The sequence below is a fragment of the Vibrio japonicus genome, from assembly GCF_024582835.1.
Classification (GTDB): Bacteria; Pseudomonadota; Gammaproteobacteria; order Enterobacterales; family Vibrionaceae; genus Vibrio; species Vibrio japonicus.
In genome coordinates this window covers 1,800,294-1,825,424 of sequence record NZ_CP102096.1, presented here as the reverse complement: position 1 = coordinate 1,825,424, position 25,131 = coordinate 1,800,294, and the positions used below count along the sequence as shown (strand labels likewise).

22 protein-coding genes are annotated in these 25,131 nt (G+C 45.6%); 11 read left to right on the top strand and 11 right to left on the bottom strand.

The window, feature by feature from the left end; translation table 11 throughout:
- Positions 1–174: 174 nt before the first annotated feature.
- Both NP165_RS08630 and NP165_RS08625 read right to left on the bottom strand, forming a co-directional pair.
- The gene (locus NP165_RS08630; RefSeq protein WP_257083569.1) at positions 175–906 is read right to left on the bottom strand and encodes a DUF3379 domain-containing protein; all 732 of its coding nucleotides are present in this window, start codon (positions 904–906) and stop codon (positions 175–177) included.
- On the bottom strand, positions 899–1,405 hold the full coding sequence (locus tag NP165_RS08625; RefSeq protein WP_257085571.1) for a sigma-70 family RNA polymerase sigma factor: 507 nt from the start codon (positions 1,403–1,405) through the stop codon (positions 899–901). The genes NP165_RS08630 and NP165_RS08625 overlap by 8 nt, the downstream gene beginning before the upstream one ends.
- 671 nt (positions 1,406–2,076) lie before the next feature.
- On the opposite strand from NP165_RS08625, the gene fadI reads away from it, so the two are divergent.
- From fadI to NP165_RS08610, 3 genes are all read left to right on the top strand, one after another.
- Positions 2,077–3,384 carry an acetyl-CoA C-acyltransferase FadI gene (gene fadI, locus NP165_RS08620; protein WP_257083568.1) on the top strand — a complete coding sequence of 436 codons (1,308 nt, stop codon included), beginning with the start codon at positions 2,077–2,079 and terminating at the stop codon, positions 3,382–3,384.
- Positions 3,384–5,507: a fatty acid oxidation complex subunit alpha FadJ gene (gene fadJ / locus NP165_RS08615; RefSeq protein ID WP_257083567.1), complete on the top strand. Its 2,124-nt coding sequence runs from the start codon at positions 3,384–3,386 to the stop codon at positions 5,505–5,507. The genes fadI and fadJ overlap by 1 nt, the downstream gene beginning before the upstream one ends.
- 103 nt (positions 5,508–5,610) lie before the next feature.
- Positions 5,611–6,159: an NAD(P)H nitroreductase gene (locus NP165_RS08610; RefSeq protein ID WP_257083566.1), complete on the top strand. Its 549-nt coding sequence runs from the start codon at positions 5,611–5,613 to the stop codon at positions 6,157–6,159.
- 103 nt (positions 6,160–6,262) lie between these two features.
- Here NP165_RS08610 and NP165_RS08605 read toward each other — a convergent pair whose 3' ends face one another.
- Positions 6,263–7,138, bottom strand: coding sequence for a LysR family transcriptional regulator (locus NP165_RS08605; RefSeq protein WP_257083565.1), 876 nt, complete (start codon positions 7,136–7,138; stop codon positions 6,263–6,265).
- A gap of 240 nt (positions 7,139–7,378) precedes the next feature.
- On the opposite strand from NP165_RS08605, the gene NP165_RS08600 reads away from it, so the two are divergent.
- The 6 genes from NP165_RS08600 (at position 7,379) to recR (ending at position 13,100) form a co-directional block, all read left to right on the top strand.
- A complete protein-coding gene (locus tag NP165_RS08600; RefSeq protein ID WP_257083564.1) occupies positions 7,379–8,476 on the top strand; it encodes a response regulator in 1,098 nt (365 codons plus the stop codon).
- 314 nt (positions 8,477–8,790) lie between these two features.
- The gene (locus NP165_RS08595; protein ID WP_371133713.1) at positions 8,791–9,183 is read left to right on the top strand and encodes a YbaN family protein; all 393 of its coding nucleotides are present in this window, start codon (positions 8,791–8,793) and stop codon (positions 9,181–9,183) included.
- 181 nt (positions 9,184–9,364) lie between these two features.
- Positions 9,365–9,910 carry an adenine phosphoribosyltransferase gene (gene apt, locus NP165_RS08590; protein ID WP_257083563.1) on the top strand — a complete coding sequence of 182 codons (546 nt, stop codon included), beginning with the start codon at positions 9,365–9,367 and terminating at the stop codon, positions 9,908–9,910.
- 12 nt (positions 9,911–9,922) lie between these two features.
- Entirely contained in the window at positions 9,923–12,046 is a 2,124-nt protein-coding gene (gene dnaX / locus NP165_RS08585; RefSeq protein WP_257083562.1) for a DNA polymerase III subunit gamma/tau, read from the top strand.
- A 108-nt stretch (positions 12,047–12,154) separates the two neighbouring features.
- Positions 12,155–12,484, top strand: coding sequence for a YbaB/EbfC family nucleoid-associated protein (locus NP165_RS08580; protein ID WP_257083561.1), 330 nt, complete (start codon positions 12,155–12,157; stop codon positions 12,482–12,484).
- Positions 12,485–12,500: 16 nt separating this feature from the next.
- Complete coding sequence (recR, locus tag NP165_RS08575; RefSeq protein WP_257083560.1) at positions 12,501–13,100, top strand: recombination mediator RecR; 600 nt, start codon at positions 12,501–12,503, stop codon at positions 13,098–13,100.
- Positions 13,101–13,188: 88 nt separating this feature from the next.
- Here the strand turns inward: recR and NP165_RS08570 are convergent, their stop codons facing one another.
- The gene (locus NP165_RS08570; RefSeq protein WP_257083559.1) at positions 13,189–13,437 is read right to left on the bottom strand and encodes a YkgJ family cysteine cluster protein; all 249 of its coding nucleotides are present in this window, start codon (positions 13,435–13,437) and stop codon (positions 13,189–13,191) included.
- A gap of 136 nt (positions 13,438–13,573) precedes the next feature.
- Here NP165_RS08570 and NP165_RS08565 point away from each other — a divergent pair, with 136 nt between their 5' ends.
- Together NP165_RS08565 and NP165_RS08560 are read left to right on the top strand one after the other, a co-directional pair.
- Positions 13,574–14,014: a YcgN family cysteine cluster protein gene (locus NP165_RS08565; RefSeq protein WP_257083558.1), complete on the top strand. Its 441-nt coding sequence runs from the start codon at positions 13,574–13,576 to the stop codon at positions 14,012–14,014.
- Between the two features lie 138 nt (positions 14,015–14,152).
- Positions 14,153–15,829: a mechanosensitive ion channel domain-containing protein gene (locus NP165_RS08560; protein WP_257083557.1), complete on the top strand. Its 1,677-nt coding sequence runs from the start codon at positions 14,153–14,155 to the stop codon at positions 15,827–15,829.
- 77 nt (positions 15,830–15,906) lie between these two features.
- Here NP165_RS08560 and NP165_RS08555 read toward each other — a convergent pair whose 3' ends face one another.
- The 7 genes from NP165_RS08555 to NP165_RS08525 form a co-directional block, all read right to left on the bottom strand.
- Positions 15,907–17,484 carry an alkaline phosphatase gene (locus tag NP165_RS08555; protein WP_257083556.1) on the bottom strand — a complete coding sequence of 526 codons (1,578 nt, stop codon included), beginning with the start codon at positions 17,482–17,484 and terminating at the stop codon, positions 15,907–15,909.
- Between the two features lie 203 nt (positions 17,485–17,687).
- Positions 17,688–18,041, bottom strand: coding sequence for a hypothetical protein (locus tag NP165_RS08550; RefSeq protein ID WP_257083555.1), 354 nt, complete (start codon positions 18,039–18,041; stop codon positions 17,688–17,690).
- Between the two features lie 164 nt (positions 18,042–18,205).
- Positions 18,206–19,135 (bottom strand): ChaN family lipoprotein, encoded by a 930-nt coding sequence (locus NP165_RS08545; protein ID WP_257083554.1) that lies wholly within the window; start codon positions 19,133–19,135, stop codon positions 18,206–18,208.
- 76 nt (positions 19,136–19,211) lie between these two features.
- Entirely contained in the window at positions 19,212–20,030 is an 819-nt protein-coding gene (gene rlmA, locus NP165_RS08540) for a 23S rRNA (guanine(745)-N(1))-methyltransferase (protein ID WP_257083553.1), read from the bottom strand.
- A gap of 276 nt (positions 20,031–20,306) precedes the next feature.
- A complete protein-coding gene (locus NP165_RS08535; RefSeq protein WP_257083552.1) occupies positions 20,307–21,749 on the bottom strand; it encodes an SLC13 family permease in 1,443 nt (480 codons plus the stop codon).
- A gap of 221 nt (positions 21,750–21,970) precedes the next feature.
- The gene (locus NP165_RS08530) at positions 21,971–23,326 is read right to left on the bottom strand and encodes a sigma-54-dependent transcriptional regulator (RefSeq protein ID WP_257083551.1); all 1,356 of its coding nucleotides are present in this window, start codon (positions 23,324–23,326) and stop codon (positions 21,971–21,973) included.
- The gene (locus tag NP165_RS08525) at positions 23,310–25,064 is read right to left on the bottom strand and encodes a sensor histidine kinase (RefSeq protein ID WP_257083550.1); all 1,755 of its coding nucleotides are present in this window, start codon (positions 25,062–25,064) and stop codon (positions 23,310–23,312) included. The genes NP165_RS08530 and NP165_RS08525 overlap by 17 nt, the downstream gene beginning before the upstream one ends.
- Positions 25,065–25,131: the final 67 nt, after the last annotated feature.

Below are 25,131 nucleotides of genomic sequence, written 5' to 3'. Positions count from 1 at the left end.
TACAAATCCGACCATTGCCAATCAGGGCGATAAAATTAAGGAAATGATGCTTATCTGGCAGGAAAATACGGCAAAATGCATCTATTTAGAGTTGTAACTCTAAAAGATGGCAAAAAATAAGGCTTGAAACGATGGTTCAAGCCTTGAGGTTGATCACAAAATGTTATTGTTTTGTTAAATCATGGGTTTGATGATTTTGACTATCTGATCCGCGATTTTTGATACGTTTTCGCCTTTGTCTCCGACAAGAATCATACTGGTATTACCAATAGGTTCGATAACTCCAGACATTTCATCTTGTACGAAATCTTCAGCCTTTGCAGAGGCAACGCCAGCTAAAAAGAGTGTCACTTTACCTACTTCCCCTTGGAACACCATGTGAAGTGCATTTGATTTACCAAAACCACAATGGTTGAGATAGTAAACGTGATAGGGGAAGCGTTCACTGAGTTGGTAAGCGAAAGGGATCATTTTCGCATTAATTTGCGATGACTGAACTTGTTCATCAAGTTTATCAACAAACGGTTTCTCATCGAGAACATGCTTGATTGCGGTATCTGCAATGTTTGCTTGAGCAGGAGGGACGATTAAGTTCCCCCAATTGACTTGACCAACCAGTAACCCGACAACAAATGCAACGGACGCGGCCATTGCCATGGCTCGTTTCGCGAAGTTGGGGCGCACAATCTTGTCTTCTTTCTCTGCGGACGATTGATTGAACAGAATACGGTCGGCAAGATCGACTGGCACATCTACGGACATAGCTTTCGCGATTTTACTATCCAGATCTAAAATTTCATCGGCAAACTTGCTGTTGGTTTCGCTTTCTTTAATCGCAGCGGTGAGTTTACTGTCTCTATATTTCGGATCGGACATAATGCGACGACGAAATTCTAAATCATCCATTTTGCTTCCCCCTACGCGTGTTTTCTGGGTCAATAAGCTCTTTAATCTGATTGCGTGCTCTGAACAAACGAGTCATCACCGTATTTTTGTTGAGCCCTAAAATGTCACTGATTTCTTCACCGCTAAAACCGGCGACAACCTGAAGAAACAAGGGTTCTCGATATTCCACATCAAGTTTCATAATTTGCGCCTGAATCCACTCACTTTGATGATGTGGGTCGTCACTGACTTTGGCTTCGTTGCCAAAATCATCAATATCCACTAAGTCCAGTTGCTTACGCTCAAAACGGCGTGCGTTTTCACGTCTTAGAATCGTGATTAACCACGACTTTGCCGCTTTCTCATCCTGAAGACTATCGAGAGATTTCCATGCCCTTAAGCAAGTTTCTTGTACGAGGTCCTCTGAAATAGTGGGATCTTTACATAGCCAATAGGCATATCGATACAAGTCTCGGTGATACGCTCTAACCAGAGCTTCATATTTTCTTTGCTTGTCCATATCCGAGTTGACCGGAGGTGGAGACTTTTTCTTTCCAAAGAAGTTAATTATTGACACAAGAGCCTCCCTACCGCTCTGTGGTTGATGACTGTGTTCAATTTAAAACCGCTATAGTTCGTTTGTAAGTCGACCAGTGAGCTTACTTTTTAGGAACGAATTGAGAAACGGTGAAGCAAAATGATGCGCTCAAAGTAAGCCGTACTCACAATTAATTTTAGATATATGCGAATAGTGGCCAGAAACTCACCAAAAATTGATCTAATTCAAAATCCAATGTAACGCAGAGGTTATAGTAGCACCTGTCATCTAGTCGGGATCACCGGCGTGTTGAGCAAGATGACACTTCCTTTTGAAGGCTGACTTTACTTTCTCCTAATCAGGAAACTGATTATTTCAATTGGCGTAAGTTAATTGCTTTATATATTCCGACCACACAGTTCTGTGTGGTTTTTTTTTGCTTAAATAAACGAGCTCAATATTGAAGTCTTACCGGTATTTCCCACCTAGTATATCTAATATCGTCTGATCATCCTCAGTTTAGAGTGTTTCTAATCAATACGATTCACTACTCTTTTCGATTCTAAATCACGTTTATTTAAACGACAGTTTGATTGAGTTAACAATCTCGTTACAATGTGTGGTCAGACCTCTTATTAATCCAAGGAGAAACAATGGGCAGACAGGAATTGAAAACTCGCTCTGGAGAGCGTGTTGCGATAGTTGCTGGTTTGCGCACCCCCTTTGCACGTCAGAGTACCGAGTTTAGTCAGGTGCCAGCGGTTGATTTAGGCAAAATGGTGGTGAGCGAGTTGATGGCACGGACTGACATCGATCCTAAGTTGATTGATCAAGTGGTATTTGGTCAGGTTGTGCAGATGCCTGAAGCACCCAACATCGCACGTGAAATTGTTCTGGGTACGGGTATGAATATTCATACTGACGCGTACAGCGTTTCCCGAGCTTGCGCGACGAGTTTTCAGTCAGCCGTGAACATTGCTGAAAGCATCATGTCGGGCACGATCGATATTGGTATTGCTGGTGGGGCAGATTCATCTTCGGTATTGCCTATTGGTGTTTCCAAAAAACTGGCTTCTAATTTACTTGCTTTAAGCAAGACAAAAACCGTCGGGCAAAAGTTAAAAATACTCAAGAATCTTTCATTGAAAGACCTTATGCCAGTGCCGCCAGCGGTTGCGGAATACTCGACAGGTTTGTCTATGGGTCAAACAGCTGAGCAAATGGCAAAATCCCACGGCATTAGTCGACAAGAGCAAGATGCGCTGGCTCACCGATCTCACACGCTTGCTGCAAAAGCATGGAAAGACGGAAAAATAGAAGGTGAGGTGATGACTGCGTTTCCTGAGCCGTATAAACAATGGATTTCGCAAGACAACAACATCAGACACGACTCCACACTGGAAGGTTACGCAAAGCTGAGGCCAGCCTTTGATCGTCAATATGGCAGTGTGACAGCAGCAAATAGCACACCTTTGACCGACGGTGCAGCCGCGATTATGTTGATGCGAGAAGGTAGAGCGAAAGAACTCGGTCTGGATATTTTAGGTTACATCCGCTCTTACGCGTTTTCTGCCATCGGTGTTGAAAAAGACATGCTCATGGGGCCTTCCTATGCCACACCAGTGGCGCTTGAACGTGCGGGTATTGAGTTGTCGGATTTAACATTAATCGATATGCATGAAGCGTTTGCCGCTCAAGCTCTATCTAACGTGAAGATGTTCGCAAGCGATAAGTTCGCTCAAGACCACCTTGGCCGCTCAAAAGCCATCGGTGAAATTGATATGGATAAATTCAACGTACTGGGCGGCTCCATTGCGTATGGTCACCCATTTGCGGCGACAGGTGCACGAATGATCACACAAACGCTACGAGAATTGCAGCGCCGCGGTGGCGGTTTAGCGCTAAACACGGCGTGTGCTGCAGGCGGGTTGGGTGCTGCAATGGTTCTGGAGGTTGAGTAATGAGCGAACAAAAAGCATTTAATTTAAGCATTGATGAGCAAAGCATCGCTTGGTTGTCGATTGATGTCCCGGGTGAGAAGATGAACACACTTCAAGCGGCTTTTGCCCAAGAGATGGAAGAGGTGTTCACTCAGCTAGAAGAACAAAAAGCGTCTGTTAAAGGTTTGATTCTTCATTCTCTTAAGCCTGACAATTTTGTTGCGGGTGCAGATGTACGGATGCTGGAAGCTTGTACAACGGCGGCAGAAGCTCAAGCGTTGGCTGAAAAAGGTCAGCAGATGTTCAAACAGCTCTCTACATTACCTTATCCTGTTGTAGCGGCTATTCACGGCCCATGTTTGGGTGGTGGTTTAGAGCTTGCGCTGGCGTGTGATTATCGCGTGTGTACTGATTCAGATAAAACGCGTCTCGGTTTGCCTGAAGTGCAGCTTGGTCTGTTGCCTGGTTCGGGGGGTACTCAGCGACTGCCTCGCTTAATTGGTTTGCTTCCATCATTAGATATCATTCTAACCGGAAAGCAGTTGCGTGCTCAAAAAGCCAAAAAGCTCGGTGTTGTAGATGCCGCTGTCCCTGAAACCATCCTACTTGAAGTCGCGAAGAGCTTTGTTGAAAACAATGCTGGCAAAAAGAAAACTGAGCGCAAATCTTCTGCCAAAGAGAAGCTGATGGCGAATACGGGCTTAGGCAGAAAAGTCATTTTTGAGCAGGCAGCGAAAAAGACCCAAGAGAAAACGCGTGGAAACTATCCGGCTGCGGATGCGATCTTAGAGGTGATTCGCTTTGGTTTAGAACATGGCTTTGAAGAAGGGCAGAAGAAAGAAGCCGAGCGTTTCGGTGAATTAGTCATGACACCTGAATCCAAGGCGCTGCGATCGATTTTCTTTGCCACGACTGAAATGAAAAAAGAGCATGGTGGTGACGCGAAACCGAATAAGGTAGAGCGAGCAGCAGTGCTAGGTGGAGGATTGATGGGCGCAGGGATCAGCCATGTAAGTGTTGCAAAAGCCAAAGTACCGGTTCGAATTAAAGATGTGTCAAATGACGGCGTATTGAATGCATTAAAATACAACTACAAGCTATTCGAAACTCAGCGTAAGCGTCGTATTCTGTCAAAAGCTCAAGTGCAAGCCAAAATGTTGCAATTGTCGGGTGGGACTGATTTTACGTGCTTTAACCAAACCGACGTTGTTGTTGAGGCCGTGTTTGAAGATCTTAGCCTGAAGCAACAGATGGTTAAGGATGTTGAAGAAAACGCCAAAGAATCAACCATCTTTGCTACCAATACCTCTTCTCTTCCTATCCATCAAATCGCAGAGAACGCAAAGCGCCCGGAAAATGTTGTCGGTCTGCATTACTTCAGCCCCGTTGAAAAAATGCCACTTGTTGAAGTGATTCCTCATGAAGGAACCTCTGAAGAAACCATTTCTACGGTTGTAGAGTTTGCACGCAAACAAGGCAAAACGCCGATTGTGGTGAAAGACTGCGCGGGATTTTACGTCAATAGAATTCTTGCTCCGTACATGAATGAAGCTGCGCAGATTCTTATGTCTGGCGAGCCTATCGAACAACTTGATAAAGCATTGCTGAACTTTGGCTTCCCTGTGGGGCCGATTACACTGCTTGACGAAGTAGGTGTCGATATTGGCGCGAAGATTATGCCGATTCTTGTGGACGAGCTAGGAGAGCGATTTAAAGGACCAGATGTGTTTGACACGCTTCTGAATGATGATCGAAAAGGCCGTAAGAGTGGTAAAGGATTCTATACCTATAAAGGTAAGAAGAAAGAGGTGGATAAGTCAGTTTACAAACTGCTGAGTCTCAATCCGGAATCTAAGCTGCCAGAAAAAGACATCGCTATGCGTTGTGTATTACCAATGCTGAATGAAGCGGTTCGTTGTTTGGATGAAGGTATCATCCGTAGCCCTCGTGATGGTGATATCGGTGCAATATTTGGGATTGGTTTCCCTCCGTTTTTAGGTGGTCCATTCCGATATATGGATCAAATCGGCATTAAGAAACTGGTCGAAATTATGAATGAACACGCTCAAAAATATGGCGATCGATTTGCACCATGTGATGGTCTATTAACGAGAGCAGGGCTAGAGCAACCATTTTACGAATAGTCTCTATAGACTCCACTAAGGCGAGCGGTAACGTTCGCCTTTTTTTTTATTGAGAGTTATTATCAAGAAAATATTGAAAAAATCAGAATCGGAAGGATTTTAAATGGACGCTTTAGATCTATTGCTCAACCGTCGTTCAATCGCGAAACTTGCTGCCCCAGCGCCAGAAGGTGCGGCGTTGGAAAACATTATTAAAGCGGGCTTAAGAGCACCAGATCATGCTGGTCTGACTCCCTGGAGATTTGTTATTTCTCAGGGAGAAGGGCTGAATAAACTCTCTGATATTCTCGTAAAAGCGGCAGTTGCGGATAACAGTGAAGATGCAGTTGTAGAGAAAGTGAAAAATGCGCCTTTTCGTGCCCCTATGGTCATTACTGTGATTGCTAAAGTGACTCAACACGAAAAAGTACCCGCGTTAGAGCAGCACTTGTCGGCAGGTTGTGCTGTTCAAGCGATGCAGATGGCGGCAGTTGCTCAGGGTTTTCAAGGTTTTTGGCGTTCTGGTAAGTGGATGTTCCATGAAGAAGTTCATAAGGCATTTGGTCTCGAAGGGGACGATGAGATCGTTGGTTTCCTATACTTAGGGACACCGGGATGCACACCGATGAAAGTACCAGAGCGTGATCTCAGTAAATTTGTAGAATATCTGTAAGTGTTAAGCCAAATTACAATCCAATCTGGACAAAAGAGACTGGGCATTTTTTGGCGGCATAAATGACAAAGAGCTTGGCTTTTTACGCCAAGCTCTTTTCGTATTAGATAATGTGATACGCGATCACAAAATCAATAAACAATCGTACTTTTTCTGGTAAGTGATCTTTGTGGTTATATAGCATGTAGATATCACGCGGGTTGGCGCTCCAATCATCTAAAACTCGTACTAAGCTGCCGTCCTCAATGTATTCTCGGATCATGACATCTGGCATAAGGGCAATGCCTAATCCATCAGAGCAAGCACTTCGTATTACATTCAAAGCGTTGGCTCGAAAACGGCCGTTGTCGTTATTGATAACGTGTTCACCATTTTGGTTAGCAAGCTGCCATTTGAGAAGCGGAGCGCCTTTCAACAAAGAGTGCTGATGAAGCTCTTCTGCGTGTTTAGGTTCAGGGTTTGATTTTAGATAGCTGGGGCTTGCCACCAGAATGTCTTCAACGGAGCTAATTTTACGTGCGATCAAACTAGAGTCGCGCTGAGGGCCGACACGGAAAATGACGTCCCATTCTGTTGGATCAAATTGCTCCGAAAGGTTGCTGGTGGTCAAAACGATGTTGATGTCAGGATAGGCTTTCATAAATCCATTGAACATCGGCATCATCATTCTTTTTGTTAGGTTTGATGGGGCAGTAATGCGTATTTTACCTGCAGCGCCACGGCACTCGTCAGAAATTTCTTCCGCTGTCGAGGTTAGACGATCCAAGAGTGGGGAGCATTCATTGTAAAAACGCTCTCCTGCTTCTGTTAGAGAAAGTTTACGCGCATGTCGATTAAGCAATCGGAGGTTGAGTGAGTCTTCTAGTGCCTGTATACGTCTTGTAATCGTTGCAACAGGAATCATATTCTTTCTGGAAGCTGCAGTGTAGCTTCCGCTTTCGACCACAAGCCTAAACAAGTTGAGATCATCTAATTTCATTCTATTGGACACATTTTTTTACGAATTCGATTAATTTATAGCTATATCAAACGCCAAAGTTTGCTCCATATCAACTAGTTTAGAGAAAATTGATATTCCACACAGATAGTATGCAACTGGTGTGAAAAGGCCTAAATTTGTAGAAATGGCCTTTTGGGACTACTTTTTAAGGAGCGTTTTAGCAAATCAATAACAACAAAAAACAAGCTGTACGTTAAGTATTGTGTGAGGCATCAGTTTATGTACAAGTCAGTCGAAGCGTTTCCCAGCGAAGTGCCAAACTTTGCTCCGGGTGACAAACTTATCATGCTAGTTGACGACGACCCGGTTTTTCGTCGTATCACATCTGGTTATTTAAATTCTCAAGGGTATAAGGTCGTTGAAGCCGAAGATGGGTTAGACGGATTGCGCAAGTTGAGAGAAGTCGAGCCAGACTTAATCATGTGCGATCTTTCCATGCCTGTGCTTGATGGTATTGAATTTGTTGAGGAAGTGAGTCTTGAGTATCCCTCAATGCCGCTTATTGTGGTGTCAGCTACAGAGGATATGTCTGATGTGGCGAATGCGTTGAAATTTGGTATCAAAGACTTCTTGCCTAAACCAATCAGTAATCATAAACATTTAATATGCTCGATAGAAAGTACCTTGGATGACACAGACAATCATTTGAGCGACCAAAGGGACTTTTCGAGCCAATGGTTCAGAGTAGACAGCGGTGATGTTCCAGAAGAACAAGAGCTTCACTGGCATCTAAAATTTTTACAAGAAAATCGTAGCGCTGCTAAAGATTTGCTCCATGCGCTATTGCCTGACCGGGACACCCAACAAGGTGACTGGCGATGCAGTTACAAACTTTTGCAATCGGCTGAAGTGATGCCCGTCGTATTCGATTACGCTTGGATAATGAATGGTCAGTTTGCTTTTTATATCGTAGATTCTGCGACCGAAGACAACAACGGCGCGGCGACCACGTTGCTTATTAGGGCATTGTTCCATGATTATTTGCGTAACTTAAAATGCTTTAATGCGGACTTGAAAGACCTCGCTTATCTAATAGAAAAGGGCATGAAATGCTACCGTGGTGCTCAGCCGGTGAAAGCGATATTTGGTGTGGCTGATCTCTCTTCGGGAATGTTGTCTATTTTGCCTGCGGGGTTAGAGTGTTTGTGTGCCAATGGTCAAGAATCTAAACACCTCCAACCTAGCGTCCTTTTGGGCGATAGTTGTGTGAAAAATTTCATTGAGGAGCTACCGATCGATGGCGCCTGCCAGTTGAAATTCAATCGTCTTGGGACGTGCAGTTTTAGCTTGGATATATATCGAGGGGGTAGCGCATAAGTCGCTACCTTTTTTGAGTCCTTTGGATTAATAACCCTTCTCTTAGTCGGTGTTTGTGGCTGGGCGAATAATGTATAGTTTGCCCAAACAAAAATGACCCAAAGTGTTAACTGATGATTAACCTTGGGTTGATAAATCGTCACCTACATTAGAGAAGTTAATCCATGGCAGACCAAGACTTTAAAGAACCATATAATATTTTGTACTTTTTTGGATTTATTGCAGCCCTTTTGATCCCAACACTCCCAGCGACTCTCACTTGGATTCGCGTGTTAAATGGCTATGCGGGCTACTAAAAGAGATCGGAGCGCGCCATCAGTATACGTAAAATTGGTTTAAATATTGTTGGTAGCGTAAGTTTGTGCCTGGGTTTTCTGGGCATATTTTTACCTATTCTTCCCACCACTCCCTTTATCATTCTCGCTAGCGCATGTTTTATGCGAAGCAGTCCGACATTCCATAACTGGCTGCACCAACATCAGACCTTTGGCCCAATACTTGATAATTGGCATCGCCATCGTGCAGTGACCAGTAAGGTCAAAAAGCGGGGCGCGTTGTGTATGGTCGCCAGCTTTGCTTTTTCTATCTGGGTTGTTCCTCATCTTTGGTTAAAGATTATGCTAGCGGTGATGCTAATCATTCTAATGAGCTGGTTTATTCGATTGCCTGTGATAGAGCACCTTGCTGACCAGCCAGAAAATCACTAAGATTGCCTATAAGTGCGCCCAGCAAAGTATGGGCGTTTGTATTTTAAGCGCAGTGATTTTAGGCAGCATATTTGAAACAATATGCGGGCCTGATGAAAGTGACGTTGTGCGACAACCATAGCTATGGCTTGAACACTCGATATGGAGAGTATTCAAACATAGCCTACCCAAGTAAAGAATTATGACGACTGAAACAATCTCCTTGATCAAATCCAGCATCAAAAGCATTCAGGATTATCCGAAACCAGGTATTCTTTTCCGTGACGTGACCAGCTTGATGGAAAATGCAGAGGCTTACCAAGCAACAATTCAACTGTTGGTTTCTAAGTACAAAGAGATGGGCTTTACCAAAGTGGTTGGTACTGAAGCACGTGGTTTTCTTTTTGGTGCACCGCTTGCGCTAGAACTGGGTGTGGGTTTTGTTCCAGTACGTAAGCCGGGCAAATTGCCACGTAAGACTATCGCTCAAACCTATGAGCTAGAGTACGGCATGGATACACTGGAAATCCATGTAGATGCCATCAATGAAGGCGACAAAGTGTTGGTGGTTGACGACCTTCTAGCCACTGGCGGTACGATAGAAGCTACCGCGAAGTTGATTCGTTCGTTGGGTGGTGTTGTAGAGCACGCAGCTTTTGTGATTAACCTTCCTGAAATCGGTGGTGACAAACGTCTTGAGAACCTAGGGCTTGACGTATACAGCATCTGCGAGTTTGAAGGTCACTAATCGGTATTATTCATGAGTTATCTTGCCTTAGCGCGAAAATGGCGTCCTACAAAATTCAGTGAAGTCGTAGGACAAAGCCACGTATTAACAGCACTGGAAAATGCACTAGCTCAAAACAGACTTCACCACGCTTATCTATTTAGCGGTACTCGTGGTGTCGGTAAAACGACGATTGGCCGTCTGTTTGCTAAGGGTCTTAACTGTGAAACCGGTATTACAGCGACGCCTTGTGGCCAGTGCGACACCTGTAAAGAAATTGACGAAGGTCGTTTTGTCGATTTACTAGAGATAGATGCAGCGTCTCGTACTAAGGTTGAAGATACCCGTGAATTGCTGGATAACGTCCAGTACAAACCGGCTCGCGGTCGATTTAAGGTTTACCTAATCGATGAAGTTCACATGCTTTCGCGCCATAGTTTTAACGCTTTGCTAAAAACGTTAGAAGAGCCGCCAGAGTACGTGAAGTTTCTATTGGCGACTACGGATCCACAAAAGCTCCCGGTGACTATTTTATCTCGTTGTTTGCAGTTCCACCTGAAACCGATCAGTGTGGATACCATACATGAGCAGCTCGATCATATTCTTGAGCAAGAAAACGTCACATCTGAACCACGCGCATTGGGTATGATAGCTCATGCGGCGGACGGCAGTATGCGTGACGCTCTGAGCCTGACCGACCAAGCTATTGCGCTGGGTAATGGCAACGTGGGTGCGGATAGCGTTGCACACATGCTGGGTACGCTGGATACGGATCAAGCACTCCACCTTTTAGAAGCGGTAAGTTCGAAGCAACCGCAAATGGCGATGGAATGCATTGCTAAGCTCGCTCAAAATGGCGTGGAGTGGGATGGCTTGTTACAACAACTCGCGGCTCAGTTGCATCGTATGGCGATGTATCAAGCGTTGCCTTCTTCGTTAGATAAAGGTCAGCCTGATGCAGAAAAGGTCGAGTTGCTCAGTAAGGCGTTATCCCCGCAAGATGTGCAGCTCTACTACCAAATCGCACTAAAAGGTCGTCAAGATCTACCGCTTGCACCTTCTGAGCGAATTGGTTTAGAGATGGTTGTTTTACGCATGATGGCGTTTAGACCAGCCTCTCAGCCAACAGCCAATGCGATCTCTACTGCTATAGAACCTGCAACTCAGCAGCCTATGGCACAACCGACCCCGAGTTCTGAGCAGAAACTGGCTGGAAATCAACAAAACGTTCCAGTTCAAGCTCCTGTGCAGCCATCACGCCCTGAAAGGGTGATACCACCTGCTCATGCTTCAGAACCACCACACTATGCGCCACCTGCGTATGACGTACCGCCTATGTATGATGAGCCTCAGAACGTACCTACTGAGCGATATGAGCAGCAGCCTCAACATAACATGGATCAGGCTAGTCCAGAACCAAAGCAGACGGAACAGCGCGGCTCATCGCCAATTAGCGGGCTTCGCCATCAATTACGTTCCCAACGTAAAGGTTTAGCGCCTAACCAGGGAAATACGCCAAAAAAGGGTAAAGCGGCATCTGCCAAGTCAGAATCTGTTCTCGATCGTGTTGCACAAAAGCGCGCTGGAGAAGAGCAGGTGTCGCCATTATCACGCTCACAGTCGATAACGACACCTGAAGCGGCCAAAGATGAGCCCTATCAGTGGAAGCCAACTTTGCCGCAAGTTGAGCAAAAGAGTGAAGAGTTAACGCCGACACAGCTCAAAAAAGCGCTAGAGCATGAAAAAACACCGGAAATGGCGCAAAAGCTGGTAGAGGAATCTCGCTCCCAAAATCAATGGGCAGAACTGATCAGCCAGCTTTCTACGGCAAAATTAACAGAGCAGCTTGCACTCAATTCTCACTTTGAGAAAAATGGGTCATCCATTGCTTTAACATTGAGGCCGGAGCAATCTCACCTCAATACGGACAGAGCACAAAGTGAATTGCTGCAAGCACTTAACGAAGCTTTGGGTGAAGAGAGTCACTTAAGTGTTGAAATTGGCGATAGTGGTGAGACACCACTTGAGCTGCGAGATAAGCTCTACCAAGGTAAGTTACAGCAAGCCTTCACAAGCCTTGAAAATGACAAAAACGTGCAGTTTATTGAGGCACGTTTTGCCGCACAACTTGATAAAGATAGTGTGAGGCCGATTTAACGTTGGGGTTGAAAGCGATACAGCGCACCCCCATTTATTATTGAAACGACAAGCTAAATATCTAAGCCATACTTAATGGGCAAGGTATTCACAACCAGAGAGAAGAACATGTTTGGTAAAGGCGGAATGGGCAACCTAATGAAGCAAGCCCAGCAAATGCAAGAGCGCATGCAAAAGCTTCAAGAAGAAATCGCGAATATGGAAGTGACTGGCGAGTCTGGTGCTGGCCTTGTAAAAGTGACGATTACTGGTAGCCATAGCGTTCGTCGTGTACACATCGATGAAAGTTTGATGGAAGACGATAAAGAAATGCTTGAAGATTTGATTGCTGCAGCATTTAACGATGCAGCGCGCCGCGTTGAAGAAACTCAGAAAGAGAAAATGGCAGGTGTCACTGGCGGTATGCAGCTACCACCAGGCATGAAAATGCCATTTTAATTAACAAGGGTAATTAATGCGCACCAGTCATATGCTGGAGCAATTGATGGAGGCCTTACGTTGTCTGCCTGGGGTTGGTCCCAAGTCGGCACAGCGTATGGCCTTTCATTTGTTACAGCGAGATAGAAAAGGCGGCCTGCAACTAGCAGATGCACTGAGCCAAGCAATGACTGAAATAGGCCATTGCACCGAGTGCCGTACTTTTACTGAGGAAGAAATCTGTCATATTTGCACCAATCCTAAACGTCAGGAAAATGGTCAAATATGTGTGGTAGAAAGCCCAGCGGATATCGCTGCGGTAGAGGCTACCGGACAGTTCTCAGGCCGATATTTTGTTTTGATGGGACACTTGTCGCCATTGGACGGAATTGGCCCGAGTGATATCGGCTTAGACGTGTTGGATTACCGATTACGTCGTGGTGATGTCCAAGAAGTGATTTTGGCGACTAACCCAACTGTAGAAGGTGAAGCAACTGCTCATTACATTGCTGATCTATGCAAGGCGCATCAAGTCTCCGCGAGTCGCATCGCGCACGGCGTGCCTGTTGGTGGTGAGCTTGAGCTGGTTGATGGAACGACGTTGTCTCACTCATTATTGGGAAGGCAAAAGCTCTAATCAAAGCGTATCTTCTTCAAAGCCGTAGCAACCGCTGCGGCTTTTCTTTGGAACCGGTTAACCACTTGACGATAAATTGAAACGGTCGTTATGTAAGGTCTTCCAACTCGCTGATGTTAATGAGTGCTTCTTGATTGGTTTTGCCACACACAACTGGGCATGGCTTAAAATCGTGGCATACTTTTGGCCGTTCAGGTTTGCCAAATAGCTTACACAAGTTGTCGTCATTGAGCTGAATGCATCGAACACCCGCAGGCTTACCTTTAGGCATCCCAGGAATAGGGGAGGAGATGCTCGGAGCAATACAACACGCGCCGCAACCTAATCGACATTCCATCAAAATAACCTCACGAAAAAATTAAGGGCGCGATATTAACAAAATTCTTTGCACCTATCAGCTCAAACTTTGCCCTTGAACTTTTTCTATCGTAGCGGTATAAATCGCACCCCTGTCCGAAAACGAAGTAATACCTATGAGCAAGCCATTTTGGGAAAGTAAAAAACTAGAGCAGATGACCGAAGAAGAATGGGAGTCTCTTTGCGATGGCTGCGGAAAGTGTTGCTTGCATAAGCTTATGGACGAAGACACGGACGAAATTTATTACACCAATGTGGCGTGTAGCTGGTTAAACAGCAAAACGTGTTCGTGCAAAGACTACCCAAACCGTTTCTCTTCTGGTGAAGAATGCACCAAGCTAACCCGTGAAGACATTGATGACTTTACCTGGTTGCCACACACTTGCGCATATCGTTTGCTAGCTGAAGGTCAGTCGTTACCAGAGTGGCACCCACTCATTACAGGATCAAAATCCGCCATGCACGCAGCAGGTGAAAGTGTGCGTAACAAAGTCGTATACGAAATTGACGTTGTAAATTGGGAAGACCACATCCTAAATCACCCAAACCGTTCTTAGTATTGAACAACAGTCGCCAAATGGCGGCTGTTTTTGTTTGCGCCATTCCTTACTATAAACTAGCAAACTAAACCCAAAGGTGGTGTAAACTTAACGCTATCTGTTTAAAAAACATGGATTTCTTATTCTGGAGTCTTTATGGGTAAATCCTTTCCACACCAGTTCGCGCACGCGATTATCGTTATCTTGCTGGCACTTACGACTATCGCAGTGACGAGCGTGTCAGCAACAGAGCCACCCGACACGCCAACCTTGTCAAAGAGCGAGTTAGAGATTGATACGCTCAACCAAGAGAGCGTCGAGCTCATTGAGACAATCAAAACAGCCAGTGGCTCAGAAAAAGACGCGCTTCAGCTGAAACTATTTCAAAAGAATGAAGAATTGCGTTCTTTATTGGCAAACGCGATTCAACGTGACTCCATCCCAAGAGCAACGCTGGTGGCACAGGTAAAAGCCCAGCAAAAGCACTCTTTGGCCGCCCAGCGCTACCTCGAAGATAAGATTAAAGACATTAACGAGAAGATCAACGCTGCAAAGCCGGAAGAGCGTCTTGGGTTGATCAATGATTACCAAGAATTACAGCACTACTTTGACAATGCAATTGCGGCTAGCTGGCAAAACATCAAGTGGCTGAAAGCATTAGAAGTGGATGAAAGCGCGGCTCGTAAGCAACTTCGAGAGCAAATTTCCCAGCGTTTACGGGTTATGTCGGCATCGGTTGAATATTTTAATCAGCAGGCCGAAGTGGTGGGTAAGCAACTATCGGCCAGTCCGGAATCAGAAAAGTCTTCACTGCAATTGAGTCATTTGGTGTTTAAGCAGCGCATGGACATTGCCGTTGAGAGCTTGAGTTCGCTGGTCTCTATCGCGGGTCAGTTGGAGCTTGACACCTCTGAGTACAAACGCCTGATCTTTGAAACGACAGGCAATATTACGCAGGATCTGCTGGAAAGTGATGTGGTCTTGTCGATATTGTCTCACTGGTCTTCCAATGCTTGGGATTGGCTGGCTAACAACGCGCCTCAGCACCTTTTCCAACTCTTCGTCTTATTTATCATTTTACTGGCGACCAAAATGATCGCGAAGTTGGTGCGAAAATTAGTGAGTAAAGCGGTGGTGACAAAGAACCTGAAGTTGTCTCAGCTAATGCAGGAGTTCTTTATTACCATGTCGGGTAACTTGGTTTGGGTCATCGGTATTCTGGTCGGCCTGTCGCAAATCGGCTTAAACTTAACGCCAGTATTGACCGGTTTTGGTATTGCCGGTGTGATCATCGGTTTTGCGTTGCAAGATACTTTATCGAACTTTGCTGCTGGGATGATGCTGCTGATCTATCGCCCGTTTGATGTCGGGGACTTTGTCTTCGCAGGTGGTGTCGATGGCAAGGTAAGTCACATGAGTTTAGTGAATACCACGATCAAAACCTTTGATAACCAGATCATTATTGTGCCGAACAGCAAGATTTGGGGCGATGTCATCAAAAACGTCACTCACGAGCGTGTCCGACGTGTCGATATGGTGTTTGGCATTGGTTATGGTGACGATCTGTTAAAAGCAGAACGCGTGTTAACGGACATTGTTACCTCGCATCCAAGTGTGCTGCGCACGCCTGAGCCGAATATTCGCGTTCATACCTTGAATACGTCGTCGGTGGATTTCATTGTGCGCCCTTGGGTAAAAACCGAGGATTATTGGGATGTTTACTGGGATGTGACCAAAGAAGTGAAATTGAGATTTGACCGCGAAGGGATTTCAATTCCTTTCCCACAGCAGGATGTGCATCTTCATATGGTGAAAGAGACACCAGAGAGCTAGAAAGAGCGCCGCAAGGCGCTCTTTTCAATAGTACTACTTATCAATAACGCCTTTGGTCGGGCGCTTAGACGTAGAGCTTACTTCACTTGTGCTTTGATGAACTCACCCAGTTCAGAGTGGTGCATAATTTTAGAAACTGGCAGGATTTTCTCTGCTGGCCCCCAAGCAAACACGTTCACTGGTGTGTGCGTGTGTGTGCCTGTGCCCCACACGATGTTCTGTCCGGTGGCTTGCTCACGTGCGATTAGGTTAGTGCGATCGTTGTATGGGTAGAACGCGTCAAAATCGTCGATAGCAGGAACACTCTCTTGCGCTAAGTAGCTGTGGCCTTCCTTATGGTAAGGGTTCGGCTTGTTCTTTAGGATGTTCGCGGCTTGCTCTGCTGTAATTGGGAAAGCGCTGTTATTGTTAATGATTTCAGCTAATTTCTCTGGTGTTTGCTCTGACTCTTTCAGTTGCTCAAACTGCTCCAGCATGCCGTAGTAGCTGACTTTTTGGTTGTATAGACCCGCCAGAATATCAAACGAACCGAAGTTGAAATTTGGCGCGTAATCGCGTTTTTCAAACGCTTTACCCGTACGCTTTTCAGGTTTCGGAACATTGCTGGATGAGTAGCTAAAGCCGAATGATCCTGTTTCGTGGTCGGCAGTCACAATGATTAGTGTATCATCGCGATCTTTCGCCCATTCGTAAACCGCGTTAACGGCTTCATCGAACTTGATCATTTCGTGCAGCATTGTGCCCGCATCATTACTGTGACCAGCCCAGTCGATTTGTCCGCCTTCAACCATCAGGAAGAAACCGTCTTCGTCTTTCGACAGTGTTTTGATGGCCTTGTCAGTCATCTCTGCCAAAGACGGCTGGCTGCGACTCGGATCGGCTTTGCTTGTGCTATAGGCGATACCATCATTCATGCCAGAGTTTGAGAATAGACCCAGAACTTTGTCACCTTTTGTTTCTTCCAGCATGGTGCGGTTGAAAGCTAATTGATAGCCGCTTTTTTGCGCTTCGGTCAGCAGGTTGCGGTCGTCTTGGCGCTTAGATTTTAGGCTTACGTCGCCTTGCGTTAGTGTTTCTAGTTCTTTGTATGTTGCCCCTTTGTCATTGGCTGACTGAGGAATCCAGTGGCGCAAACCGCCTGATAGCATGACATCCACGCCAGTTGCCAACATATCAGAAGCAATATCGTTTTCTAGCGAGCGGTGTGGTTGATGGGCAGCAAAAGCCGCAGGTGTCGCGTGGGTTAAACGTGTGTCTGACACTAGGCCCGTCGCTTTACCGAGGCGCTTCGCTTGTTCTAACACGGTTTCTACGTGATTGCCTTGTGAGTCGATACCAATCACTTCTGATGCGGTGTAAATACCTGTTGCCAGCATGGTGGCAGAACACGCTGAGTCAACCACAATCGCATCTTCAGGGTGAGTCAAGGATGAACCAATGACACCTTCTTGCGCTAAGGTATTGATCGCGGTGTGCTTACCTTTATAGATCGAATTCGGTGCGTTGTTTGCGTAGGTTTCAAGCAAGCCTACCTGTTGTGGGCCCATGCCGTCGCCAATCATCAAGATGACGTTTTTGATTTCTGCAGCAACGGTAGAGAAAGAAAGTGTTGAAGTGGCCAATGCAGCGACTACAGTTTTTGACAAATGCTTCATTGATAAATCCTTAAGTTAAGAGCGAGTGGATTTAATCATTGAAAAGTTAAAGATTTATGTCGATAAGATGTCAGTTGTATTTCATCGGCAGGAGGGGCCAAAGAGCAGTAGTCCGTGTTAATCCAACAAGCTCCCTAACGTGATAACACGATAGGGATAAACAATGTCGAACGCGTTTACTGCAAGCTATGTCGAAAGCAAAGTTAAATAAGAGCAAGTAAAATGCCACCGACGGTTGCCGCAGCGGACAGATATTGCCCCGCAGAGTATGAACCATCTTCTTCTTCGATTTTATCTGGGTGATCGATGCCCAAAGCACCATGAGCAAAGGACTCAACCTTGTCTCCAACACTCTTGTCGGCTTTTTCTTCAGCTTTTGAATTTTTTTCAATCTCTTGAAGTGCAGCCAATAAAGCTTTGCCTTCATCCGAAAGAGTCACTTTATTTTGTTCAACTTTTAGTGGCGTAGAAGCAGGCGGGTTTTCCGTTTTCGTTACGGAAGGCTTTACCTGCTGAGCAGACGTCAGCTTTAGTGGCTCCATTCCTACTGGTGTCATACTGAACTCCTTACACTGTCCTCAGACCATATATCGACCAATGTGAGAAAAACTTGCGCGAAAAAATTAAATTTGTTTAAAAAACAATTAAGCATAAATAAAGCACAAATCGTGCCGAATGTAGTGGTGAATGTTTTCGACAGTGTGGACATAGTGAATTTTGCTTAGCGACAGGTCAGTGCTTCATTACGAACACGAAGGTCTTGGTATGCGGCTTTCCTGTTTTCCAATTGAACGTATCTAATTGGTAGTTCTAGCACGCTAAGTCTGAAATCCTGGCCGATATCCGTGTTCATGCCGTGAGTTGGGGTAATCACAATCACGTTAAGATTTGGATTTCGCTTTAAGATGGAAGCTTTAATTCCTAATCCCTGCTCGGTGTGGAACTTTCCTGCAATATGCAGCACAGTATTCCCAGGATTCTCTTTTAAATACTCTGTGATGCTTTCCGCCATGGTCTCATCCCATGTTACCTGCGCGGCGTACTGATTCTCGGATTGTTCTAGTGTGCCATGGTGCATCGACCCCATGAACTTCTCTTTGTATGGTGTGGACGAAGTATCAATATTTTCGGCAATGAAGGTGCGCTCTTTTGGGGTTAATTTGCTAAGGTATCCCATCCCCTCTTTACCTATGCACCTCACAATAGGTTTAGGCGCGTTGGCTGCAATCACATCGAGGTTTTTGGATTTCGCCAGTTCAATGAGTGGTCGATAGTCACTCTCATAGTTTGGCCAAGCGTTGCCATTTTTGATAAGCATCTGTTCGCCAATTCTTCCTGACAAATATTCGTTTACAACAGCTTGCTTGTCCCGCGTGAATTGCTCCATCGACAGGGCAATAGTATTGCTCTGCTGACTCAGTGATTTCAGAAAATCAGTTTGGAAGCGGTGAATTCCCGAATGCGTATGCCACTCACCGATGAGTATCACATCGGCAGACTTGATACTTTCTGGTAGTTGATGAACATTGATTGGGGTTGCTTGAGGGGAGTAGAGTTGATAATCGTAAAAGGTGCTAACGGATTGTTGAGACGTCGCAGAGCAACCTGCGAGAATCATCGAGAATATGGATGTAGTGAGAATATGACGCATTGAAAGCCTCCATAAAATAGTCGGAGTATATTAGTAGAGGCTTACTTTTTGCTCAATGTAAATGAAAATTAATCATTTAGACTCTGCGGTAAACTCTCAACATAAAGTCAGCTTCACACTTGAACAGCGCTGAGTTACTCAATTCCTCACGCAAGCTGTCGGAAGCTTTCCAAGCAAATGGCGTCATCTGAAGTAGAGAAAATGCATCACCATCAACTAATTCCATTATGTAGGATAGTTTTTCTTGGTGCTCGAGAACAAAACCATTTATTTGCTCTGGATCTTCATCATGCAAGCGCACGTCCTGATAAATACGCTCGCGCAATTGGTACAGATGGCGTCCAGCGGGTGTTACTGTAATCACAACGCCGTTGTCTCTAATCACGCGTTTTAGCTCTTCTGCTTTACATGGTGCATAGATGCGTAAGATACCGTCCAAGCTCTCGTCAGCAAAAGGTAAGCGATGGCTAGACGCGACGCTGAATTGACAGTTCGGGTAACGCTTCGCGGCATAGCGAATGGCGACTTTAGAAATATCCAAACCAAACGTTTGAGCCTCAGAATGTTGTTCGGCTAATTGCTGCGCCACTGTGGTGGTGTAGTAGCCTTCACCACAGCCGATATCAAGTAATTGGTGTTGAGTACCTTGCAAGTATTGACCACAAAGCTCTGCGACACGCCGCTTCATTGGTTGGTAGTAGCCTTTCTCCAGAAACTGGCGTCGCGCCTGCATCATTTCTGTATTGTCACCTGGATCTTTTGAGCGCTTATGGTGCGCTGGCATTAGGTTAACGTAACCCTCTTTTGCTAAGTCGAAGCTGTGGTTGTTTTCACAGCGATAAGTACGTTCAGCAAAAGTGAGAGGTTGATGACAAAGAGGGCAGGTATACGACATAACAAGCTCGGTTAGTGATAATGGGAACGGGGCTAAGATTACAGAGGTTACGGCAGAGTTTCTAGAGGTGAATGGCCCGTTAAGCGAGATATCCTAATGATAATTCTCAGTCGTAGTGTTTAGGAAAGCTTTGAAAGGCAGCAGGAGCGACTCCGGTCACTCCTGCCACACTGGCGATGTTCACATTGCCAAAATTGGTTTTTTGTTTCTTCCTTTACGCATCGTCAGGTATCGAGGGCGTAAGCCTAGACACCGTAGACGATGAGAGTTGGGCGTTTATAGACCAAACACGAGCGGAAGTAAGGTGATACTAAGGATTGTAATCATTGCAATCGCAACGATGTTGAGTAAAAAGCCTGCGCGAATCATGTCGTTAATCTGCAGTTGACCAGAACCGAACACAATGGCATTCGGTGGTGTGGCCACAGGCATCATAAAGGCGCAACTTGCAGCGATTGCAGCAGGAATAACCCAAACCATAGGTGTACCTGTAATTGACTCTGCCACTGGCCCCAATAGTGGAAGGAAACCTGCAGCTGTTGCGGTATTACTAGTGATTTCGGTTAGGAAGGTAATCAGTGCAGTCACGACAAAAATGCCCATGACTAACGAGATGGTATCAGCACCTTGGATTTGCATGGCGATATACTCCGCCAGACCAGAAGATTTGATTTTTGCTGCCAGTGCTAGACCGCCACCAAATAGGATTAATATACCCCAAGGGACATTCTTCGCGCTTTCCCAATCCAGCACTCGCTGATTGCTGCCTGATTTTACAGGTAGTGCAAACAGTAAAATCGCTGCCGCCATCGCAATGCCTGTATCAGAAAGACCGACGCCCGTTGCCTTCGCGATGTAAGGTCGGAAAATCCAACCTAGGGCTGCGAAAACGAAGATGAACAAGACTTTCGTTTCACCCGCAGACATTTTTCCTAGCTGGTCGAGCTGTTCGCGGAATACTGACTTGGAGCTCACCTGGCCAGCTTGGTCTACTTTATAGCTCACTTTTGTCAGCCATACCCAAGTAAACAACAGCATGATGATAGAAAGGGGTAGGCCAAGTTTCATCCATTGACCGAAGCCAATTTCGATACCGTAGCTGTCAGATAAGTAAGCAGCCATTAACGCGTTCGGTGGTGTACCGATGAGTGTTGCAATACCGCCGATACTCGCACCGTAAGCGATTGAGAGCAACATCGCTTTACCGAACTTATCGTTGTTTGGATCGCGGTCAGTCACAATTTTGATCACGGATAGTGCAATTGGTAGCATCATTACTGCAGTAGCTGTGTTAGACATCCACATAGAAAGGAATGCCGTTACCAGCATAATGCCTAACACCTGGATGCTCGGCTTACTTCCGGCTAAAAGCATGGTTTTTAATGCGATCCTACGGTGTAGATTCCAACGTTCCATCGCGATAGAAATTAGGAAACCACCGAGAAAGAGAAATATTAGTGGATGTGCATAAGGTGCCGCGACTTGTTTAATATTGGCGATACCCGCGACAGGTACGACAAAAAGGGGCAGCAACGATGCTGCGGGAATAGGGACGGCTTCTGAAATCCACCAGCTCGCCATCCAAAAAGCCAGTCCAGCGGTGCGCCAAGCTTCCACGCTTAGGCCTGCAACCGGAGGATCTACCAATAGGGTTGTGAGCATGACCAAGGGCCCTAAACACAACATAATCCATGGCGTTTTTTTATTATTTTCACTCATTCTTTCATCCTTTGTAACCACCAAACTGAGTTTGGTGGGAAGTTCTTGATAGGCTGTTGCTTCTCAGCAGACCTCTATCAGTGCAAAAGTGTTGCCAGAATGTGAAAATAAAATTAAATCTATTTAAAACATGATGTTATGTAAATATTTTTTATTCTAAAAATCGCAAGTGTGCGGATTTCCACACAAGGAGAGTCGGCTTAGTGTCACCAAATCCACACTCATGAATTGATAAATTTGCTACGCTCGATGCCATATTTGGCGACTTTATCGTAAAAGGTTTTTCTTGGCAGTTTTAACAGAGCGATTGCATCTTTGACCGAGCCAGAGGTTTGGCTTAACGCTTCTTCAATTAACGCGCATTCATAAAAAGCGACTTTCTCCTGAAGTGAAAGATCGTCAGTTGGGATGCTGATGTTGGTGTTTTGGTTAAGTTCAACCGGCAGGCCGAGCAGCACTTGCCTTTCAGCCACATTCCGCAATTCGCGTACATTACCCGGCCAGTCGTATCGCATTAACTGATCGACTTCATCGCTAGTAAGGGATTGGAGTGGTTTGTGGAAGCGCCCAGCGGCGACAGAACTGAAGTGGCGAAACAGAAGTGGAATATCTGCCTTTCGCGCTCTGAGAGGAGGAATACCTACAGTGACTAAGTTTAAGCGATAGTACAAATCGGTACGGAAAAGTCCTTGTTCTGCTAATTCAAGTAAGTCAACTTTGGTTGCGGCGACAAAACGAATATTAAGCGAAATGGCCTTGTTACTACCTACCGGAGTGACTGTCCGCTCTTCAATCACTCGCAGTAACTTGACCTGCATTGCGAGCGGCATACTCTCAATCTCATCTAAAAAAACAGTGCCACCTTGCGCGAATTCGAGCTTGCCTATTCGATTTTCGTTTGCTCCGGTGTAGGCCCCTTTTCGGCTACCAAACAATTCACTTTCAATCAGGTTTTCAGGTAATGCACCGCAGTTGATTGCCACAAAGTTTGCCTTAGCGCGGCTGCTATGCTCATGCAGGTAACGCGCAACCATTTCTTTGCCAGCTCCTGTTTCACCGTGAATTAACACATCCGCGGGTGTATCGACAACGGCATCGAGCAGCGCCATCATTTTCTGCATTTCTGGAGTATCCCCAAGAATTCGAGGTCCAGACTTAGCGGTTTTCAAGTAAGCCTTCAGGCGGCGATTTTCTAGTATCAATGCGCGTTTTTCTGCGGCACGAGTAACACTGTCGAGCAGTTGCTCATTGATTGGCTTTTCAAAAAAGTCGTAAGCACCTTTTCGTAACGCGGTCACTGCGAGTTGAACGTCTGCGTAACCAGTCAGCATGATCGCAGGAATATCAGCATCAATAGCTTGAATCTCGTTAAGGACTTCCAGTCCATGCATACAAGACATATTGATATCTGAAATAACAATGCCATTAAACGTGTCATTGAGGAGAGTTAATGCCTCTTTTCCGCTCTCAAACGTCTCCGTTTCGTAACCTTCGATACTCAGCAGTTGCGCGAGCGAATCCCGGATGATCTGTTCATCATCTATAATGATGACTTTGGCTTTACTTGTGTTCTGCATGTCGCTTTCTTTTTAACCTCAATGTGAATTTTGCACCTTGTCCATCGTTGTTATTCGCGGCTTGGAGCTCCCCGGCAAAAGACTGAATAATGCTGCGTGATATTGCTAACCCTAGCCCCAAACCATTTTCAGACTTGGTTGAGAAGAAAGGCTCAAAAATTGAGTCTATGGTTTGTAAATCAAGGCCAGTGCCAGTATCAGAGATAGTGATAAGCTCCCATTCACTGTCTTGTTCAAAGCGAATGGATATCTGTTTGTTATCGAGTCCCTTCATCGCTTCAACCGCATTGGACAGCAGGTTAACCAATACTTGTTCAAGCTTAAGTGAGTCGCCCCAAATCAGCAGGTTGTGAGGTTCGACATTCAGCGTGACGTTACTGCTGTTTATTTTCGGCCCCACAACGATCAAGGCGTTATTAAGACAAGTTTGCCACTGACACCAACCCAATTGATGTTCACTAGGACGGCTGAACTGCTTAAGCTGCGCGACAGTTTTATGGACACGTCTGATAAGAGAATCTATGTTGGACATGTTTTGCTTGGCTTCGTCCAACATGCCTTTATCCAACATTCGTCGAGTACTCACCAGGTAGGTGCTCATCGCACTCAGCGGTTGATTAATTTCATGGTTCACACTGGCGGACAGTTGACCAATGGTCGCGAGTTTGGCCGATTGGACTAAGGCTTGGTGTGCATCCTCTAGTTGCTTGGTACGCTGAGTGACTTCCGCTTCGAGCGCGTTACGGGTGAAGATAAGTTGGCGATAACCGGCGACTCGGCGAAAAATAAATACCAGTGCGCCAACCAAGATGGTATAGCCGACAACCGATAGGAGGAGGGAGACTTGTACTTTCTTACGCGCTTCGTTAACCGGTAACAGCATGACAAAATCCAGGTCGAGTCGTGGTAGTTTCGCTCGCCCATAAACGTATTGCTCACTGTGTTGAGGCTTGACTTGGAGGGTCCAGAGCTGCTTATCTAGGTATGGCGTGGATGTAAGGGTATTGGGCAGTGTTTGCTGCTCAAGATCTAAATATCGATGCGTTGCTTTTATCTCTTGCCAAGTGTAGTCATCGCTCTCACGAAGCTGTTTTAGTCGCCAGTACGGTTGGTTCGAAATGAAGACGACTTCATCTCGGCCGAACACCATAAACTTCGCAGTATTGGCACCTGCTAGCCATTCCGTATCTTGCTCAAATTTGTCGATATCGACCTTGACCGCAATGACGCCAATGATGTTGTCTTCGGCGTAAATCGGGGCTGAAAAGAATATACCGCGTTCACCAGAGCGAAGCCCGAGTGCGTAATCTGTCCAACGGTTGCCTTTCATAGCCTGATAAAAGTACGGACGAAAGGCGTAGTTTGAGCCAATGTAACTCTTAGCGGATGCGTAATTGCTTGACGCTATGACATCACCTTCGGCATCGAGTACATAAATATCGCTCGCGCCACTGGTCTTTTGGATGCCCAATAATATTTTGCTTAACGCGTACGTTTGCGTTTCTTGTTTTAACACCTGACGTATTTGATAGTGACTGGTTAATAAATCAGGAATGTGTTGATAACGTTCAAGCTGTTTGTTGAAGTATTGACTGACGTTTATGGCTTCGGTAGACACTTGTCGGTCTAGGCTTTGAAACCAGTAACGATGAGTGCCGAGCGCGGTGAGCACAATGACCAATAATAAGCCTGAGATAAACAGGGTAAGAAAGCTATACAGCTTTTTAGACTTGAACATGCTTTCGAATCCATTTTTATCAGCAATAACGCTTCCCTTAACTCATCAACCTTTGCTAGATATTGAT

What these genes read in the sequence shown, in the direction of transcription:
- NP165_RS08630 (WP_257083569.1), bottom strand. Translation starts at nt 906, where the DNA reads ATGGATGATTTAGAATTTCGTCGTCGCATTATGTCCGATCCGAAATAT.
- NP165_RS08605 (WP_257083565.1), bottom strand. Translation starts at nt 7,138, where the DNA reads ATGAAATTAGATGATCTCAACTTGTTTAGGCTTGTGGTCGAAAGCGGA.
- NP165_RS08550 (WP_257083555.1), bottom strand. Translation starts at nt 18,041, where the DNA reads ATGACACCAGTAGGAATGGAGCCACTAAAGCTGACGTCTGCTCAGCAG.
- NP165_RS08565 (WP_257083558.1), top strand. Translation starts at nt 13,574, where the DNA reads ATGAGCAAGCCATTTTGGGAAAGTAAAAAACTAGAGCAGATGACCGAA.
- NP165_RS08535 (WP_257083552.1), bottom strand. Translation starts at nt 21,749, where the DNA reads ATGAGTGAAAATAATAAAAAAACGCCATGGATTATGTTGTGTTTAGGG.
- recR (WP_257083560.1), top strand. Translation starts at nt 12,501, where the DNA reads ATGCGCACCAGTCATATGCTGGAGCAATTGATGGAGGCCTTACGTTGT.
- fadJ (WP_257083567.1), top strand. Translation starts at nt 3,384, where the DNA reads ATGAGCGAACAAAAAGCATTTAATTTAAGCATTGATGAGCAAAGCATC.
- NP165_RS08525 (WP_257083550.1), bottom strand. Translation starts at nt 25,064, where the DNA reads ATGTTCAAGTCTAAAAAGCTGTATAGCTTTCTTACCCTGTTTATCTCA.
- NP165_RS08530 (WP_257083551.1), bottom strand. Translation starts at nt 23,326, where the DNA reads ATGCAGAACACAAGTAAAGCCAAAGTCATCATTATAGATGATGAACAG.
- fadI (WP_257083568.1), top strand. Translation starts at nt 2,077, where the DNA reads ATGGGCAGACAGGAATTGAAAACTCGCTCTGGAGAGCGTGTTGCGATA.
- NP165_RS08545 (WP_257083554.1), bottom strand. Translation starts at nt 19,135, where the DNA reads ATGCGTCATATTCTCACTACATCCATATTCTCGATGATTCTCGCAGGT.
- NP165_RS08625 (WP_257085571.1), bottom strand. Translation starts at nt 1,405, where the DNA reads ATGGACAAGCAAAGAAAATATGAAGCTCTGGTTAGAGCGTATCACCGA.
- NP165_RS08600 (WP_257083564.1), top strand. Translation starts at nt 7,379, where the DNA reads ATGTACAAGTCAGTCGAAGCGTTTCCCAGCGAAGTGCCAAACTTTGCT.
- rlmA (WP_257083553.1), bottom strand. Translation starts at nt 20,030, where the DNA reads ATGTCGTATACCTGCCCTCTTTGTCATCAACCTCTCACTTTTGCTGAA.
- NP165_RS08555 (WP_257083556.1), bottom strand. Translation starts at nt 17,484, where the DNA reads ATGAAGCATTTGTCAAAAACTGTAGTCGCTGCATTGGCCACTTCAACA.
- NP165_RS08610 (WP_257083566.1), top strand. Translation starts at nt 5,611, where the DNA reads ATGGACGCTTTAGATCTATTGCTCAACCGTCGTTCAATCGCGAAACTT.
- NP165_RS08580 (WP_257083561.1), top strand. Translation starts at nt 12,155, where the DNA reads ATGTTTGGTAAAGGCGGAATGGGCAACCTAATGAAGCAAGCCCAGCAA.
- dnaX (WP_257083562.1), top strand. Translation starts at nt 9,923, where the DNA reads ATGAGTTATCTTGCCTTAGCGCGAAAATGGCGTCCTACAAAATTCAGT.
- NP165_RS08570 (WP_257083559.1), bottom strand. Translation starts at nt 13,437, where the DNA reads ATGGAATGTCGATTAGGTTGCGGCGCGTGTTGTATTGCTCCGAGCATC.
- NP165_RS08560 (WP_257083557.1), top strand. Translation starts at nt 14,153, where the DNA reads ATGGGTAAATCCTTTCCACACCAGTTCGCGCACGCGATTATCGTTATC.
- apt (WP_257083563.1), top strand. Translation starts at nt 9,365, where the DNA reads ATGACGACTGAAACAATCTCCTTGATCAAATCCAGCATCAAAAGCATT.